Origin of the sequence: Streptomyces sp. NBC_01689, from assembly GCF_036250675.1 — a bacterium.
Lineage (GTDB): Bacteria > Actinomycetota > Actinomycetes > Streptomycetales > Streptomycetaceae > Streptomyces.
In genome coordinates this window covers 6,460,391-6,476,791 of record NZ_CP109592.1, presented here as the reverse complement: position 1 = coordinate 6,476,791, position 16,401 = coordinate 6,460,391, and the positions used below count along the sequence as shown (strand labels likewise).

The window sequence follows — 16,401 nt, the reverse complement described above, 5'->3', positions numbered from 1 at the left end:
GAGGGCCCCGTCAGGACCGCGCCGCCGCGAGGGGGTCGTGGGCCCGCTCACGGTCGCACGAGATTCTGCAGATCGGCGAACCGGCGGTCGCCGATCCCGTTGACCTCGCGGAGCTCGTCGACGGAGCGGAAGCCGCCGTGTTCGGTGCGGTACTCGACGATGTGCCGGGCGAGGACCGGACCGACACCGGGGAGGGTGTCGAGCTGGTCCACCGTCGCCGTGTTGAGGGAGACCGGAGCGGTGGGCGCGGCCCCGGAACCGGCCCCGCCCACCCCACCACCGACCCCGAGGGAGCCACCGCCCATGGCCGTCCCCGCCACCGGCGCGGGAGCCCCGACGACGACCTGTTCGCCGTCCACGAGGAGACGCGCGCGGTTGAGGCCCTCCGTGTTCGCGCCCGGCCGCACCCCGCCCGCGGCCCTCAGCGCGTCCTCGACCCGGGACCCGGCGGGCAGGCGCCGGAGTCCGGGACCGCGCACCTTGCCGCTGACGTCCACCACGATCTCGGCGCCGACCGGTCCTGCGCTGTTCGCCGGTCCGGCCGGACCGCCTGCCGCCGGGGACGGGTCCGCGGCTCCGCTCCCGCCCTCCGACGCCTCCCCGCCGCCGGAGGGAGCGACCGCCCGTACCTCTTCGGGGGCGCGCACCTGCTGGGTCCGGCCCGTCCAGAAGTGCTGCACGGCGAAGACGGCGGCGACGACGAGCAGCACACCCAGCGCCGCCACGCTCCGGCGCTCCAGTCCGCACCTCGACTGCAGCCACAGCGGCAACCGCTCCCGTACGGCGAGCCCGGCCCGGTGCCGCCACCCGGGCTCCGCACCGTACGGGGGAACACCGGTGCCCACTCGGCCGTCCGTCTCCCGCGGCGAACCCCCCTGGGACGACGTCCTGTTGGACGAAGGACCTCCGTCGGCCCGCGAGGACCGGTCTCCGCCCCAGCCCTCGGCGACACCGAGACCCGTCGAGGTCCTCGCCCGGGGAGCGCCCACGTCCCGGTCCACCACCGGCGGTCCGTGCCCCGACTCCCCCTCCTCCCGGCCCGATTCGGGGAAGAGCGCCCGCGCGCGCAGCCGGAGCGCCTCGGCCGGGGCGTCGTGGCGCCGGATCTCGGTGCCGGAGCGGCCTCGCGGGTGAGGACGGGGACGAGAGGGAGGACGATGACGGGTGCGGCCGTCGGAGACGGGACCGCGCCCCGGTCCACTGGTCGGTGTGGCGGTGCGTGAGCGTGATCGAAGTGCCATGCGTCGAGGATCCGGCACCGCGCCGTCCCGCGATGATCTTGCTCAATTCCGGTGGACGACCAGCGGCTTGTGGACAACTCCGTCACCCGTGGGAGTCACACCCGGCACCAACGGCGCGACCGCCCTCCCCACTTCCTCACCCTTCACCGAGGCGAGATGACCGCCCCCAGCAACCCGGGCCCGGTGTGCGCCCCGATCACCGCGCCGACCTCGCTCACATGCAGATCGGCCAGGCTCGGCACCCGTGTCCGCAAGCGGTCGGCGAGGGCGGACGCCCGTTCGGGGGCGGCCAGGTGATGGACGGCGATGTCGACCTCGGCGCCGCCCGCGCGTTCGACCACGATCTCCTCCAGCCGGGCGATCGCCTTCGAGGCCGTCCGTACCTTCTCCAGGAGCTCGATGCGTCCGCCGTCCAGCTGCAGCAGCGGCTTCACCGCGAGCGCGGAGCCGAGCAGTGCCTGCGCCGCCCCGATCCGGCCGCCGCGGCGCAGATAGTCGAGGGTGTCGACGTAGAAGTACGTGGAGGTGCCGGCCGCCCGCTTCTCCGCGGCCGTGACCGCCTCGTCGACCGTGCCGCCGGACTCGGCGGACCGGGCCGCGGACAGCGCGCAGAACCCGAGGGCCATCGCGACCATGCCGGTGTCCACCACGCGCACGGGCACGGGCGCCTCACGTGCCGCGAGGACCGCGGCGTCGTAGGTGCCGGAGAACTCGGCGGACAGATGCAGGGAGACGATGCCGGTCGCACCCGACGCGGCGATCGCGCGGTAGGTGGCGGCGAAGACCTCGGGGCTGGGCCGGGACGTGGTCACCGGGCGCCGCTTCTGGAGTGCCTGCGCCAGCGAACGGGCCGAGATCTCGGTGCCCTCTTCGAGCGCCTGGTCGCCGAGGACCACGGTCAGGGGCACCGCGGTGATGCCGTGGCGCTCCATCGTCCGCGGCGGCAGGTAGGCCGTTGAATCGGTGACGATCGCGACATGGCGGGACATGAGCTGGAGGTTACCCGTCGGGGCGGCCGGACGGCAGTCCGGCCCTCTCACCTGGGGTCCAGGTCGGGTCAAGTCGTGCTCTCGGGGCGGGGCTTCTTCTGCCAGGGGTACGTGGGACGCCGCCCCGGCGGGGTGAGGGCGGCGCGCGTAGGCTCCTCGGCCGGGCGTGATCGCGGGGGTCGCGGCCGGGTCCGGCTGTCGGAAGCGGACGCGTCCGGCGCCGATGCCTCGGGCCAGGCGGACGCCGGCTCCGGCCCGGTCGTCCAGTGCCGCAGCGCGCCCGCCTCGACGTCGATCTGCGCGCTCAGCGAGTCCAGGTCGTCCTCGGCGAACCGGCGGGCCCGGTCCCGCGCGGCCCAGCGCAGCGAGTCCGCGGACCCGGTGATCCGCTCGGTCCGCTCGCGCAGCCCGGGAAGCCGGGTGGCCAGGGTGCCCTTGTCCGGCTCCGTCTCCAGGCGCTTGAGTTCGTCGTCCAACTCCCGCCCGTGCGCGCTGAGGCGCTCGAAGAGCCCCAGGGACTCCCGCAGCGACTCGTCCTCGCCCACGCCCGCGTGCAGCGCGTCCTGCGTGGCCCGCATCGAGGTGCGCAGCATCAGCCGCAGCCGGGCGATCTCGCCGGCCGGGCCGAACTGGGTGAAGGTCCTGGCGCGAAGGGTGCTGTCCTCGACCGTGCGGCGGGCCCCCGAGATCGTGCGGTCCACACCGCGCTTGGCGGCGCCGACCGCCTTCACCGTGGCGTAGGCGCCCAGGACCACGAACAGCAGGAAGAGCAGGGCGATCACTGCGATCACGGTTTCCACCACACTCCTCCTCCCGACGCTCGCGACGGCCGCCGCGACGCTCTTCAACGGTAAACGCAACGGGCAGGTCCTGAGTTCCGGAAGAACCCCGAACCTGCCCGTAGGGGACTACCCCGACGCCCGCCCGCCCCGCACGGGCCGGACCACGAGGAGACCCTCCCCGGACACGACCCCGCGCGAACGCGCCCGCCCGTCCCCGGCGATCCGCCCGTCTCTAGGCGGTGACGATGTTGACCAGCTTCGGCGCCCGCACGATCACCTTGCGGATGCCCGCGCCGTCCAGCGCCGCGACGACCTTCTCGTCGGCCAGCGCGATCTTCTCCAGCTCCGCGTCGGAGATGGACGGGGAGACCTCCAGGCGCGCCTTGACCTTGCCCTTGATCTGCACGACGCAGGTCACGGCCTCGTCCACGACGTACGCGGGGTCGGCCACGGGGAAGTCCTGGTGGACCACGGAGTCCGCGTGGCCCAGCTTGCGCCACAGTTCCTCGGCGACGTGCGGGGCCAGCGGCGCGATCAGCAGCACCAGTGCCTCGGCGACCGTGCGCGACACCGGGCCGCCCGCCTTGGTCAGGTGGTTGTTCAGCTCGGTGACCTTGGCGATGGCGGTGTTGAAGCGCAGGCCCTCCAGGTCCTGGCGCACGCCGTCGATCGCCTTGTGCAGGACCCGCAGGGTGTCCTCGTCGGCGGTGTCCTCGACGACGGTGACCGCGCCGGTGGTCTCGTCGACGACGTTGCGCCACAGGCGCTGCAGCAGCCGGTACTGGCCGACCACCGCGCGCGTGTCCCACGGGCGCGACACGTCCAGGGGACCCATCGCCATCTCGTACAGACGCAGGGTGTCGGCGCCGTACTCGTCGCAGATCTCGTCCGGAGTGACCGCGTTCTTCAGGGACTTGCCCATCTTGCCCAGCAGCCGGGAGACCTTCTCGCCCTGGTGGTAGTAGGCGCCGTCGCGCTCCTCCACCTCGGCGGCCGGTACGGCGATGCCCCGGCTGTCGCGGTACACGAAGGCCTGGATCATGCCTTGGTTGAACAGCTTGTGGAACGGCTCCGCCGAGGAGACATGCCCCAGGTCGAACAGGACCTTCGACCAGAAGCGCGCGTACAGCAGGTGCAGCACGGCGTGCTCGGCGCCGCCCACGTACAGGTCGACGCCGCCGGTGGGCTGCCCTTCGCGCGGGCCCATCCAGTACTGCTCGATGGCCGGGTCGACCAACTGCCGGTCGTTGTGCGGGTCCAGGTAGCGCAGTTCGTACCAGCAGGAACCGGCCCAGTTGGGCATGGTGTTGGTCTCGCGGCGGTACTTCCGCGGGCCGCGGCCGTCGCCCAGGTCCAGGGTGACGTGGACCCAGTCCTGGTTGCGGGACAGCGGCGTCTCCGGAGACGTGTTCGCGTCGTCCGGGTCGAAGGTGCGCGGCGAGTAGTCCTCGACCTCCGGCAGCTCCAGGGGCAGCATCGACTCGGGCAGCGAGTGGGCGACGCCGTCCTCGTCGTAGACGATCGGGAAGGGCTCGCCCCAGTAGCGCTGGCGGCTGAACAGCCAGTCGCGCAGGCGGAAGTTGACGGTGCCCTCGCCGATGCCCCGGCGCTCCAGCCACTCCGTGATGCGCGCCTTCGCGTCGACGACGCCCAGGCCGTCCAGGGAGATCTCGCCGCCCGCGGAGTTGACGATCTTCGCGTCGTACGAGGCGAAGGCGTCGTCCCAGGTGGAGGCGTCGGTGCCGCGGTCGTCCGAGGGCTCGACCACGCAGCGCATGGGCAGCTCGAAGGCGCGCGCGAACGCGAAGTCGCGGGTGTCGTGCGCCGGGACGGCCATGATCGCGCCGGTGCCGTAGCCCATCAGCACGTAGTCGGCGATGAAGACCGGGACCTTCTCGCCGTTGACCGGGTTGGTGGCGAACGTGCCGGTGAAGACGCCGGTCTTGTCCTTGGCCTCGGCCTGGCGCTCGACGTCGGACTTCGAGGCGGCCTGCGCGCGGTAGGCGGCGACGGCCTCGGCGGGGGTCGCGTGACCGCCGGTCCACACGTCGTGGGTGCCCTCGGGCCAGGCGGCCGGGGTGAACTTCTCGACCAGCGGGTGTTCCGGGGCCAGCACCATGTAGGTGGCGCCGAACAGGGTGTCCTGGCGGGTGGTGAAGACCGTGATCGCTTCCCCGTCGATCGGGAAGTCGATCCGGGCGCCCTCGGAGCGGCCGATCCAGTTGCGCTGCTGCAGCTTGATGGCCTCGGGCCAGTCCAGCGTCTCCAGGTCGTCCAGCAGACGGTCGGCGTACGCCGTGATCCGCATGTTCCACTGGCGCAGCTTGGCCTTGAAGACCGGGAAGTTGCCGCGCTCGGAGCGGCCGTCCGCGGTGACCTCCTCGTTGGCCAGGACGGTGCCCAGACCGGGACACCAGTTGACGGGCGCGTCGGAGGCGTACGCCAGCCGGTACTCGCTCAGCGTGTCGGCGCGCTCGGCGGCGGACAGCTCGTTCCACGCGCGCGTGGTGCCGTCAGCGCCCGCGACGGCACGGTCGCCGCTCTCGAACTGGGCGATCAGCGCGGAGATCGGGCGGGCCTTGTCCGCCTCGTCGTCGTACCAGGAGTTGAAGATCTGCAGGAAGATCCACTGGGTCCACTTGTAGTACTCCGGGTCGATCGTGGCGAACGACCGGCGCTTGTCGTGGCCCAGGCCCAGCGCGCGGAGCTGGACCTTCATGTTCTCCATGTTGGCCTCGGTGGACACGCGCGGGTGCGTGCCGGTCTGCACGGCGTACTGCTCGGCGGGCAGGCCGAAGGCGTCGAAGCCCAGGGTGTGCAGGACGTTGTGGCCGGTCATCCGCTGGAACCGGGCGTAGACATCGGTGGCGATGTAGCCCAGGGGGTGCCCCACGTGCAGGCCCGCACCCGAGGGGTACGGGAACATGTCCATGATGAACTTCTTGGGCCGGGCGGCCAGCTCGGGATCCCCGGCCAGGTCGCCGGTGGGGTTCGGGGCCTCGTACGTGCCCTCGGCGTCCCAGAAGTCCTGCCAGCGTGCTTCGATCTCCGCGGCCATCGCGGCCGTGTAGCGGTGCGGCGCTGCCACCTCGGTGGCGACAGCGGGGTTCGTCTCGCTCATGATCCTCAAAGCTCCATCGATCGTCTCTGCCGGCGGCTCAGAAATGAAAAATCCCCTCGCACAGGAGGGGACGCCGCGCTGATGCCGACCACGGGTCGTCAGTGGTCGGGACTGATCAGCGCGGCTCGCTAAGCAGAAGGCGTACGGCACGCATGGCGTCAGGGTACCGCAGCGCCCGCGCGTGTCGCGACGGACTTGCGGTCCACGCGACACGCCGTGCGACAGTCACGATCGCGCCAAAAAACTGAACAATATTCAAATATTACTTCGCGTAACGGACCCTAAGGGACAACACAAGGCCCTGGGGGCCCTTTGATAACAACGTAATAACTCAATCTCGTATCCCTCGGCAGGGACTCGACCTAGAGTGCGGCTTCGGGACCGCTTCCCCGAACCGTTGGGAGTAACCCCCCTATGAACCCTCGTCGCAATGGCAGCACCCTTCCCCGCCCAGGCCGCTCCGCCTATGGAGTGGCCAGCGCTGTCATTCTGCTTCTCATACCCGTGGTCGTGCTGGCAGGAGGCAACGGAGTCCGGGACTTCCTCAACTTCGGCGCCGGCGTGCTGTCGCTGGTCGCCCTCTCCTGCTCCGTCATCTGGGGGCTGGTGGCGACCGACCGGCTGTTCCTGAACACCCGCCAGCGTCTGGTGGCGCAGGCGGTGCACCGCACGACCGCCGTGTCCTCGGTCGCCTTCCTGCTCCTGCACATCACGGTCAAGCTGGCGCTCGACCACACCGTGCTGATCGCCGCGCTGATCCCCTTCAGCCTCGGCGTCTCCGGGACGGCCGGACTCATCGGCTTCGGCTCCCTGGCCGGACTGCTCATGATCTTCACGGCCGTCACCGGAGCGCTGCGCAGCGCCTTCGCGTCCCCCGCCCCGATCGCGTCCCGCTGGCGCGCGATGCACATGCTGGCCTACCCCGCCTGGTGCTCCGCGCTGATCCACGGCCTCTACGCGGGTCGACAGGCGAAGCCGATCTTCACGATCCTGTACAGCCTGTGCCTGGTCGCGGTCATGGCCGCGCTCGCCCTGCGGGCGGCGCCCGCTCCCTACAAGCGCAAGGTCGCCGACCGGGTCCTCGCGCTGCTCGGCGAGGGCAACGGCTACAGCGCCCGCGTGGCACGCGAGGAGCAGCTGGCGGCGTCCCGCGCCGCCCGGTCCGACACCGCGCGCGGCGGCCGGCAGTCCACGCGGTCGGCGGGCGACTCCTTCGTGCCGCCGCAGCCGGGCCCCGAGCGCTCGCTCTACCAGACCCCGGTGGACCCCACCGCCGCGGGCGGCGCGCCCGGTTTCGCGGCCGCCTACCGGGCCGTGTCGGGCACGCCCGGCGGGAATCCCGCGCCGACCGACCGCTTCCAGACGGCGGGCAACGCGCAGCCCACGGAGACGTTCTCCCGCGCGGACGGCAGCAGCCCGTCGGGCAGTTGGCCCATCCCGTCGCCGCCGCCGGTCGGCGAGGCACCCCGCTCCGCGTACGACCCGCTCGCCGACACGGGATACAACATCCCCGTCTATGACAATTCGGCGGCCGGCGGATACGGCACGAGTGATGTGTACAACAACACTGAGTCGAACCCCGCCTTCGGCACGTACAACACCAACGACACGTACGACAGCGGTCCCACGACTGACGTACTGCCGGGCGCCTTCGACGCTCCTGGCTCCGGTGAACCATGGAACGCCCCTTCCGGAGGCTTTAAGTGAACGAGGCCCTGCCCGACGTCCCGGAGGTCCGCGTCGTCGGACTTCCGCAGCTCACGTCGGGTTTCGACCTGGTTGAACGGCTCGATCTGCCCATGCACCTCAAGGTGCACGGGCCGCTCGAGCCGATGGGCGGTGAACAGCTCGCGGGCCTCGCCGAGGCGATCAGCCTGAAGGGCCGCGGCGGCGCGGGCTTCCCCTTCGCCAAGAAACTCCGCTCGGTCGCCGAGTCGGCGATCAGCAAGGGCATCCGTCCCGTGGTGGTCGTCAACGGCAGCGAGGACGAACCCGCCTGCCGCAAGGACACGGTGCTCATCAACCGTGCCCCCCATCTCATCCTGGACGGCGCCCTGCTGGCCGCGGAGGCCATGGGCGCGCGCACCCTGGTCATCGGGGTGACGCGCGAATCCACCCAGCGGTCCATGGAGGCCGCGCTGGCCGAGCGCGGCCTGAGCGACCGGCGCGGATCCCCGCTTCGCGCGCGCGTGCAGCGCAACCCGGTCCGCATGGTGACCGGGGCGGCGGCCTCCCTGATCCGCTCCATCGACGGCGGCCCGGCCATCCCGCCCGGCCGCAAGGTCAGCGCGTCGCAGACCGGCGTCGGCGGCGCGCCCACGCTGCTGTCGAACGCCGAGACGTTCGCGCAACTGGCCATCGCCGCCCGCATCGGACCCGACCGCTACCGCAACACCGGCCTGTACGACGAGCCCGGCACGGTCATGCTCACCGTCTCGGGCGCGGTCGCGCGCCCCATGGTGATCGAGGTGCCGACCGGCGTGCCCCTGCGGTACGTGCTCCAGCTCGCGGGCGCCCCGCCCATGCCCCAGGGCGTGCTGACCGGCGGCTACCACGGCAAGTGGCTGGACGCCGCGACTGTCAACGAGGCGGTCGTCTCGCGCAACTCCCTGGACGCCGTGGGCGGCGCGCTCGGCGCCGGCGCGATCCTCCCGATCACCCAGGAGACGTGCCCGCTCGGCGAGTCGCTCCGTGTGGCGCAGTGGCTGGCCGAGGAGAGCGCGGGACAGTGCGGTCCCTGCTACCTCGGACTGCCCGCGGCGGCGCGCGGCCTGGAGGACATCCTCAACGGCGGTGGTCCGGCCGCCCTGGAGGCCGTGAAGCAGGTCGCCAAGGCCGTGAAGCGACGCGGCGCCTGCTCCCACCCGGACGGCTCGGCGATGTTCATCGAGTCGACGATCAAGGCGTTCACCGACGACCTTGCCGCGCATGTCCTCGGCAACGGCTGCGGACGGCCCGTGGAGGGCGTTCTGCCGCTCTTCGAGGGCGGCCAGCTCCCGACGGGCATCCCGGGCGGCCAGGCGCCGGAGGAGGCGGGCCCCAGCCGCCAGAAGATCTACGTCGACTGGACGCTGTGCCGCGGGCACGGCCTGTGCGCGGACATCCTGCCCGAGGTCTTCGAGCTCGGCGCGGACGGCTTCCCCACCGTCGCGCAGGCGCAGGTGCCCCGCTACGCGGAGGCGAAGGCGCTGCGGGCCGTACGCCGCTGCCCGGCGCTCGCCCTGCGCATCGAGGAGGACTCCCGGTCCTCCGCACCCGCGCGCAACAACCTGCCGGTGCTGTCCCAGCGCCGGGGCCGCCGGGCGCTCGGCAGCGGCCGCTGAACAAGGCCGGGGCCGGCCGGTCGACCGGCCGGCCGGTCCCCGGACACGATGAAGGCGGGCCACCCGATCCGGGTGGCCCGCCTTCATCTTCTGTGGAGCTAAGGAGAATTGAACTCCTGACCTCCTGCATGCCATGCAGGCGCTCTACCAACTGAGCTATAGCCCCTTGCTTCGCTCCGCCCGGTCTCCCCGGCGGCGACGCCAACATTACACGGTCCTCCCCGTGCACCACCAAATCGATTCCGCGCCGCTCGGACAATACGGACATGCGGGATAGTGTCGGCACCCGTGACCGCGATCGCCCTCCCCCGTGTCCGCCGCCACGCGTCCCTCGCCCTCGGGACCTGTCTGCTGTCGTTCGCCGCCTTCTGGTGCGCGCAGCGGGCCGCGCACGTGTCGATGATCGACCTGACGGTGTACCGGGCGGAGGGCGCGACCGTACGCGCCGGCGGCGACCTCTACGCGCTGCGCGCGACCGAAGCCCGTCTGCCCACGACGTACCCGCCGTTCGCCGCACTGCTGTTCACACCGCTGACCCTGCTGGAGACGGCGGACCTGCGGGCGCCGGCGACGGCCGTGAACCTGGTGCTCCTCGTGGCGTTCGTGACGCTCTCGCTGCGGCTCGTCGGCCACGCGCACGCGCGAAGCGTCGCGTGGGTCTCCGCGGCGGCCGTGTGGTGCGAGCCGGTGTGGACGACACTGCGCTACGGACAGGTCAACCTTCTGCTCGGCGTGCTGGTGCTGCACGACCTGACCGGGCGGCCCGGGCGGCGTCTGGCCGGGGCCGGGATCGGGATCGCCGCGGCGGTCAAACTGACCCCGGCGCTCTTCGCGGTGTTCCTGCTGGCCGCCGGCCTCGTGGACCGGGCACGGCGGGGCGGCACGGGCGAGCGGCTGCGCCACGCGCGCGGGGCGGCCGTCGCGTTCACCGCGGCGACCCTCCTCGCGGCCGCCGTCCTGCCCCGCGACTCATGGCACTTCTGGACCCGGGCGGTCTTCGAGACGGGCCGGGTCGGACTGGTGGAGGACACGGCGAACCAGTCGCTGCGCGGGGTCCTGGCCCGGCTGCTGCACACCGCGGCCCCCGGGCCGTGGTGGACCGTCACGGCGGCCGTGGTGACGGTCGCCGGCCTCGCCGCGGCCGCGGCCGCGGAGCTGCGCGGGCTGCGGGCCTGGTCGGTGACCGCCTGCGCGGTGACGGCGCTGCTGGTCAGTCCGGTGTCCTGGTCGCACCACTGGGTGTGGTGCGTACCGGTGACGCTGCTCCTCGCGACGAGCGGCAGGGCGGCCGCCGTCGCGGCCGTCGCGGTGTTCTGCTCGTACGCGCCGTGGTGGGTGCCGCACGGCCCCGGCAGGCTCGAACTCCACCAGAACGGCGCCCAGTCGGCGCTGTCGGCCCTCTACCCGGCAGCCGGCTGCGCCTTCCTGGCCCTGCTCGGGCTCAGGCTGTGGCAAACGAGTAGAAACGCTTGAGCGTGCAGTGCTCGTCGAGCAGCCGCCCGTAGATCGGCTCGCCCTCCAGCTCGCGGTACGTCTCGATCGGGTCGCCTTTTATGATCAGCGCCCGCGCGCACTCCTCGCACCAGTACTGGTAGTCGTGGTTGACCGGTTCCATGTCGCGGACGATGGGCGTACCACTGCCGCACCAATCGCACTTTCGCCTGTGTGCACCCATCGATCAGCTCCAGCTGTGGCCGCAGGCCGTGCACACGTAGGAGATCCCGCCGTTGTCGCCGAGAACCTGGGCGATATGGACGGATCCGCAGGAAGGACAGTCGAGGAGGGTGGCTCTTCGAGGTTTCGGTGCCGCTTCGAGAAGATCGTGGACCTCCCCGAGGATGCTCGCAGGCATCGCTTCTCCCTCCCGTCGGGCCGCGCCCCCTTCCGGCCGTTTGATTCTGCCACGGCCGGAGCAATACGGTCAGCGACGCCTTCGTACCAGTCCGGACACGGCACCCGACGTATCCGTCGCGGCCAGCGCATACGTGCACATGAGGAGCGCGTCCGCAGAGGTATACGCCCCCGGAGGCCCAAGTGACTCAAGCGGATCGGGAAGAGTCCGCCGAAGGCCCGGACGCGGAACCCGGAGGGGAAACCTCGACGGAGAACCCGGACACACGAAAAATCCCGCCCCCCGAAGGGGACGGGATCTCCGTCGTCGATCTGCACCGACTCGAAGGAGTCGATCTGTGGAGCTAAGGAGAATTGAACTCCTGACCTCCTGCATGCCATGCAGGCGCTCTACCAACTGAGCTATAGCCCCTTGCGTTCTTCCCGCCCTGCGGGCCGAACAAGAAGAACTTTAGCCTGCGACCTGCCGGAAAGTGAAATCCGGTCCCGACGGGTCCCCGGGACCGGACAGGGGCCGTCCGGCCCGCTCAGTCGTCGTCGCCGAGCACCGGTTCCGGCAGCGTGCCGGCGTTGTGCTCCAGCAGCCGCCAGCCCCGCGCGCCCCGCCCGAGGACGGACCAGCAGCAGTTGGAGAGGCCGCCGAGACTCTCCCAGTGCTGGGACTCCAGGCCGAGCAGCCGCCCGATGGTCGTACGGATCGTGCCGCCGTGGCTGACGACCACGAGGGTGCCGTCCTCGGGCAGTTTGTCGACGTGCGCCAGCACCACGGGGGCCGCCCGGTCGGCGACCTCGGACTCCAGCTCGCCCCCGCCGCGGCGCACGGGCTCGCCGCGCTTCCAGGCGGCGTACTCGTCGCCGTAGCGGCTGAGGATCTCCTCGTGCGTCAGGCCCTGCCAGACGCCCGCGTAGGTCTCCCGCAGAGCCTCGTCGTGGATGACGTCGAGGCCGGTGAGCTCGGCCAGCTCAGCGGCCGTGGCGGCGGCCCGCCGGAGGTCCGAGGCGACGATCGCGTCCGGCTCCAGCGAGGCGAGCAGCCGGGCGGCCCGCCGGGCCTGGCCGATGCCGGTCTCGGTGAGCTCGACGTCCGTGGAGCCCTGGAAACGGCTCTCCACGTTCCACGAGGTCTGGCCGTGCCTCCAGAGGATGACGCGGCGGCCCCGGCCCGGCTTCCTGCCCGAGCCGGCGGTCACCGAAGCTCCCCCAGCCCGGCGGAGTCCTCCTCGGCCTGCAGCTTGGCGTGCTCGGCGGACTTGCCGCGGGTGGCCTTGGCGTCGGCGGGCAGGTCCAGCTCGGGGCAGTCCTTCCAGAGCCGCTCCAGGGCGTAGAAGACGCGCTCCTCGCTGTGCTGGACGTGCACCACGATGTCGACGTAGTCGAGCAGCACCCAGCGGGCCTCGCGGTCGCCCTCGCGGCGCACCGGCTTGGCGCCGAGCTCCTTGTTCAGCCGCTCCTCGATCTCGTCGACGATCGACTTGACCTGGCGGTCGTTGGGTGCGGACGCCAGCAGGAAGGCGTCGGTGATCGAGAGCACATCGCTCACGTCGTAGGCGATGATGTCGTGCGCGAGCTTGTCGGCGGCCGCCTGCGCGGCGGTGTTGATGAGCTCGATGGAGCGGTCCGTGGCGGTCACTACGCGGCTTTCCGTCGGCGGTCAGTAATGACTCAAGGGTCTCACGGACGGCCGAGGACACCCCACGCGTTTCCCCGGCCGTGCCCCGGAGGCCCCGGGACACGCCCGCGGGCACCTCGCGACCGGCGGCCGTCACCGCCGGTCGCGCGAGATCACCCGGCGCCGTCCGGACTCACCCGGTGGAGCCGCTCACCTTGTAGTCCTGGCCCAGGACCACGGAGACGTCCGCGTTGGACGTCGCCGCGCCCTTCTTCACCGCGCCGGTCGGCAGGCCCAGGGTCTTCGCGACCTCGACGGCGTCGGCCTTCTTGGCGTCGTCCGTGTACGTGATGCCGGACACGGCCTGGGCAGCGGCTGCGGTGCCGGAGTCGAGGAAGGTGTAGCCGCCGTTGACCAGGACGACACGGGCCTTCTCGGTGGCGGCCTTCACCCCGGTGGCGTTCTTGATGCCGACACGGACGGCGGCGCCGGCGTCCGGGCTCTTCGCGGTACCGCCGAGCACGTCCTTGACCACGCTGTCGGTGGCGCTCTCGCTGAGGGTGCCGTCCTGCTGGACGGGCAGCAGCGCCGTCTTGTAGTCGCCGCCCTTGGCGAGGTCGGCGAGCTTGGCGAGGAAGACGCCGAGGTCCTGGTCGGTCAGCGGCGGGTCGAGGATCTGGGCGAGGGTCTGCACGGTGGTCGTCGCGGCCTGCTTGTCGGACGACAGCTTGCGCAGCACGCCCTGCATGACCTGTCCGAACCGCTCCAGCTGGGCGTTCTGGGCCTCGCCCGGCGCCTTGTAGGTCGCGTAGGCGACGGCCGTCCTGCCGCTGAGGGTCTGGTCCTCGCCCTTCTTGACGAGGGGTGCCCCGCCCTTCTTCTTCGCGTCGGGGTCGGGCACGTCGGTGTCGGTGGTGATGTCGATGTTGCCGACGAGTTCGACGAGGTTGCTGAGGTAGGGGGTGTCGAGGCGCCAGGTGCCCTGGATGTCGGTCCCCAGCACCGTGTCGATCGCGTCCTGGGTCCCGGAGGAGCCGTCCTCGTCGACGGACTTGGCGAGGGTGGTCGTCGAACCGTCGTCGTCGGACAGGGCGAGGGAGTTGGGCAGCAGGACGGTGGTGCCCTGCTTGGTCGTGGTGTTGTCGACGAGCAGCGCGGTGGAGGTTCCGCCGCCCTTCGTGTCGTGCAGATGGACGACGAGCACGTCGCGGTTCTGGGCGCTCGACGGCGTCGTCGTGGCCGGCTTGTCGGGCGAGGCGGTGCCGGGCAGCTTGCCCGCGTACCAGAGGTAGCCGACGCCGCCGACCAGGACGAGGGCGAACACCACGATCAGGGCGACGATCCGGCCGCGGGCGCGGCGGCGGGCCTCCTCACGGCGCTCGGTGCGGTTCTCGGTGAACTTCAGCCAGTCGATGACGTCCTCGGACTCGGCCTCCTGCTCCTCGACGAACGCGAACTGCTCCGTGCGGTAGTCGCGGTCGGCCCGCGGGCCGCCGTCCTCCGCGGGACCCGCCTGCTGCGGGATGTACGCGGTCTGCTCGGCTACGCGCGGCTGCTGTCCGGTGCTCGATGCGCCGGCGGCCGCGCCCGGGGTCTGCCCGCCGTATCCGGCCTGCCCGTCCTGGGCCGCCCGGCCGGTCCGGTCCGGCCGTCCGGCCGGTCCGGAGCCCGTGGTCTGTGCCGGGGGTGCCTGGTGCGCCGTGTGGGAGGCCTGGGACGTCCGCGCCGACTGCCCGTAGGGGTCGTACGCCGTGTCCTGCCCGCCGGGAGCGGACGCGCCGGCTCCGTAGGGGTCGTAGGCGTGGGGGTCGTACGCCGGGACGGACGTCTGCTGACCGGTGTCGTAGGAGGACACCGGCTGTTGACCGGTGTCGTAGCCCGTCGCTCCGGTCGCGTACGGGTCGTAGCCGTAGCCCTGGGGCTGTTGAGGCTGTTGAGGCTGCGCGTACGGGTCGTAGGTCTGCCGGGACTGCTGGGGCGGCACCTGCCGGTACACAGGCTGCCCGAACTCGTCGTAGCCGACGAGCTCGTACTGGTCGCCGCCCGTGTATCCGTCGTATCGGTCGTTCACCGGTGCCCCTCTCGGCTCACTCGCCGCGGTACAGCTCACGCTTGTCGATGTAGCGCACTACACCGTCCGGCACCAGGTACCAGACGGGATCCCCCTTGCCGACCCTCGCACGACAGTCTGTGGACGAGATGGCGAGCGCGGGAACCTCGACGAGCGAGACCCCGCCCTCGGGCAGCCCGGGGTCGGTCAGGGTGTGGCCGGGTCTGGTGACTCCGACGAAGTGCGCGAGGGAGAACAGTTCTTCCGCGTACCGCCAGGTGAGGATCTGGCCGAGCGCGTCCGCGCCGGTGATGAAGAACAGGTCGGCGTCGGGGTTGAGGGAGCGCAGGTCGCGCAGGGTGTCGGTGGTGTAGGTCGGTCCGCCGCGGTCGATGTCGATGCGGCTCACCGAGAACTGGGGGTTCTCGGCCGTCGCGATGACCGTCATCAGATAGCGGTCCTCGGCCAGGGACACCTTCCGGTCGGTCTTCTGCCACGGCTGCCCGGTCGGTACGAACACCACCTCGTCGAGGTGGAACTGCGCGGCGACCTCGCTGGCCGCCACCAGGTGTCCGTGGTGGATCGGGTCGAACGTCCCGCCCATCACGCCGAGACGGCGCTTGCCCGGATTCGAGGGGCCGTTGCGGCGGCCGGCCGTCGGTACGCCACCGGTGACCCGTGCCCCGCCACCCGCGGTGTCACCGCTCTCCGGGGCGTTCACCGGACCGGTAGGCATGTCCTGCTCTCCCATGCCTGCAGACCCTACCGGCCCGGTCGGCGGGCTTCGCCCGACAGGGGTCCCGGGGAAGCCCGCGGGTGGCGGAAAAGGCTCAGCGGTCGCGGTTGAAACGCGTCGTGATCCACAGCAGCAGGAGCAGGACGAAGAGGGCGCCACCGCCGGTCAGGAACGGGTTGAGGCTCTCATGGTTGCCACCGTGCTCCTCGCCCTCGGCGGCAAGAGTGATCAGCTGTGCGGCAGTGCTGTGGAAGCTCATCTCGGCAGGACCTATCCGGTGTGGGCGGGATAAAGACGTCGGCCCATCGTAAGCGGGTGTCCCCACCGCGATCACCCCGACTCCGCCGTTGGGGAGGCCGGTTGCCGTGCGGCGGGAGGCACCGGCACCGAGGGCGGCCGGTCACCGGCACCCGAGGCAGCCGGTCACCGGCACCGGCGGGCCGGTGAGGCGCCCCGGCCGAACGGTCACCGGTCGCCGGTCTCAGTCGTCCTCGCGCTTGTACCCCCGCAGCAGGAACCAGGCGGTGAGGGCCAGCCCGACGATCATGACGACCAGCACGACGCGGAGCAGATCGCCCGGGCCCTGCTTGTCTGCCGCGTTCGCGGCCTCGGTGAGCCAGGCGGCTGCGGGGATGTGCTCCATGGCGTACGACTCCTTCTCTGTACTGCCCGTCCACGGTATATCCGCCTAGGCTGGGC

General features: G+C 71.6%; 15 protein-coding genes and 2 tRNA genes. 3 read left to right on the top strand and 14 right to left on the bottom strand.

What is annotated here, in order from left to right:
- Positions 1 to 47 precede the first annotated feature (47 nt).
- The 4 genes from OG776_RS27580 to leuS all read right to left on the bottom strand — a co-directional run bounded on the left by OG776_RS27580 (position 48) and on the right by leuS (position 6,133).
- Positions 48 to 1,241, bottom strand: coding sequence for a ComEA family DNA-binding protein (locus OG776_RS27580; protein ID WP_329322698.1), 1,194 nt, complete (start codon positions 1,239 to 1,241; stop codon positions 48 to 50).
- 143 nt (positions 1,242 to 1,384) lie between these two features.
- Positions 1,385 to 2,230, bottom strand: coding sequence for a DegV family protein (locus OG776_RS27575; protein WP_148013918.1), 846 nt, complete (start codon positions 2,228 to 2,230; stop codon positions 1,385 to 1,387).
- 68 nt (positions 2,231 to 2,298) lie between these two features.
- Positions 2,299 to 3,030: a hypothetical protein gene (locus OG776_RS27570; RefSeq protein ID WP_410093434.1), complete on the bottom strand. Its 732-nt coding sequence runs from the start codon at positions 3,028 to 3,030 to the stop codon at positions 2,299 to 2,301.
- Between the two features lie 214 nt (positions 3,031 to 3,244).
- Positions 3,245 to 6,133, bottom strand: coding sequence for a leucine--tRNA ligase (leuS, locus tag OG776_RS27565; protein ID WP_148013919.1), 2,889 nt, complete (start codon positions 6,131 to 6,133; stop codon positions 3,245 to 3,247).
- 414 nt (positions 6,134 to 6,547) lie between these two features.
- Here leuS and OG776_RS27560 point away from each other — a divergent pair, with 414 nt between their 5' ends.
- Both OG776_RS27560 and OG776_RS27555 read left to right on the top strand, forming a co-directional pair.
- Positions 6,548 to 7,840, top strand: coding sequence for a cytochrome b/b6 domain-containing protein (locus OG776_RS27560; RefSeq protein WP_329322697.1), 1,293 nt, complete (start codon positions 6,548 to 6,550; stop codon positions 7,838 to 7,840).
- Complete coding sequence (locus OG776_RS27555) at positions 7,837 to 9,456, top strand: NADH-quinone oxidoreductase subunit NuoF family protein (protein WP_148013922.1); 1,620 nt, start codon at positions 7,837 to 7,839, stop codon at positions 9,454 to 9,456. The genes OG776_RS27560 and OG776_RS27555 overlap by 4 nt, the downstream gene beginning before the upstream one ends.
- A gap of 93 nt (positions 9,457 to 9,549) precedes the next feature.
- Here the strand turns inward: OG776_RS27555 and OG776_RS27550 are convergent.
- A tRNA-Ala gene (locus tag OG776_RS27550) sits at positions 9,550 to 9,622 on the bottom strand.
- A 122-nt stretch (positions 9,623 to 9,744) separates the two neighbouring features.
- Here OG776_RS27550 and OG776_RS27545 point away from each other — a divergent pair.
- Complete coding sequence (locus OG776_RS27545) at positions 9,745 to 10,929, top strand: glycosyltransferase 87 family protein (protein WP_329322696.1); 1,185 nt, start codon at positions 9,745 to 9,747, stop codon at positions 10,927 to 10,929.
- Here the strand turns inward: OG776_RS27545 and OG776_RS27540 are convergent.
- From OG776_RS27540 to OG776_RS27500, 9 genes are all read right to left on the bottom strand, one after another.
- Positions 10,898 to 11,131 (bottom strand): hypothetical protein, encoded by a 234-nt coding sequence (locus tag OG776_RS27540; protein WP_010986886.1) that lies wholly within the window; start codon positions 11,129 to 11,131, stop codon positions 10,898 to 10,900. The genes OG776_RS27545 and OG776_RS27540 overlap by 32 nt on opposite strands.
- 3 nt (positions 11,132 to 11,134) lie before the next feature.
- Positions 11,135 to 11,308, bottom strand: a complete 174-nt coding sequence (locus OG776_RS27535) for a hypothetical protein (RefSeq protein ID WP_187286013.1) — start codon at positions 11,306 to 11,308, stop codon at positions 11,135 to 11,137.
- 338 nt (positions 11,309 to 11,646) lie between these two features.
- Positions 11,647 to 11,719: transfer RNA gene (locus tag OG776_RS27530), tRNA-Ala, on the bottom strand.
- A gap of 115 nt (positions 11,720 to 11,834) precedes the next feature.
- Positions 11,835 to 12,497, bottom strand: a complete 663-nt coding sequence (locus tag OG776_RS27525) for a histidine phosphatase family protein (protein ID WP_148013924.1) — start codon at positions 12,495 to 12,497, stop codon at positions 11,835 to 11,837.
- Entirely contained in the window at positions 12,494 to 12,937 is a 444-nt protein-coding gene (gene rsfS, locus OG776_RS27520) for a ribosome silencing factor (RefSeq protein ID WP_148013925.1), read from the bottom strand. Before rsfS ends, OG776_RS27525 begins: the two co-directional genes overlap by 4 nt.
- 172 nt (positions 12,938 to 13,109) lie before the next feature.
- Positions 13,110 to 14,987: an LCP family protein gene (locus tag OG776_RS27515; RefSeq protein WP_329322695.1), complete on the bottom strand. Its 1,878-nt coding sequence runs from the start codon at positions 14,985 to 14,987 to the stop codon at positions 13,110 to 13,112.
- A 16-nt stretch (positions 14,988 to 15,003) separates the two neighbouring features.
- Complete coding sequence (nadD, locus tag OG776_RS27510; protein WP_148013927.1) at positions 15,004 to 15,717, bottom strand: nicotinate-nucleotide adenylyltransferase; 714 nt, start codon at positions 15,715 to 15,717, stop codon at positions 15,004 to 15,006.
- A 79-nt stretch (positions 15,718 to 15,796) separates the two neighbouring features.
- A complete protein-coding gene (locus tag OG776_RS27505; protein WP_187286014.1) occupies positions 15,797 to 15,961 on the bottom strand; it encodes a hypothetical protein in 165 nt (54 codons plus the stop codon).
- 222 nt (positions 15,962 to 16,183) lie between these two features.
- Positions 16,184 to 16,345: a hypothetical protein gene (locus OG776_RS27500; protein WP_187286015.1), complete on the bottom strand. Its 162-nt coding sequence runs from the start codon at positions 16,343 to 16,345 to the stop codon at positions 16,184 to 16,186.
- Between the last annotated feature and the right edge of the window lie 56 nt (positions 16,346 to 16,401).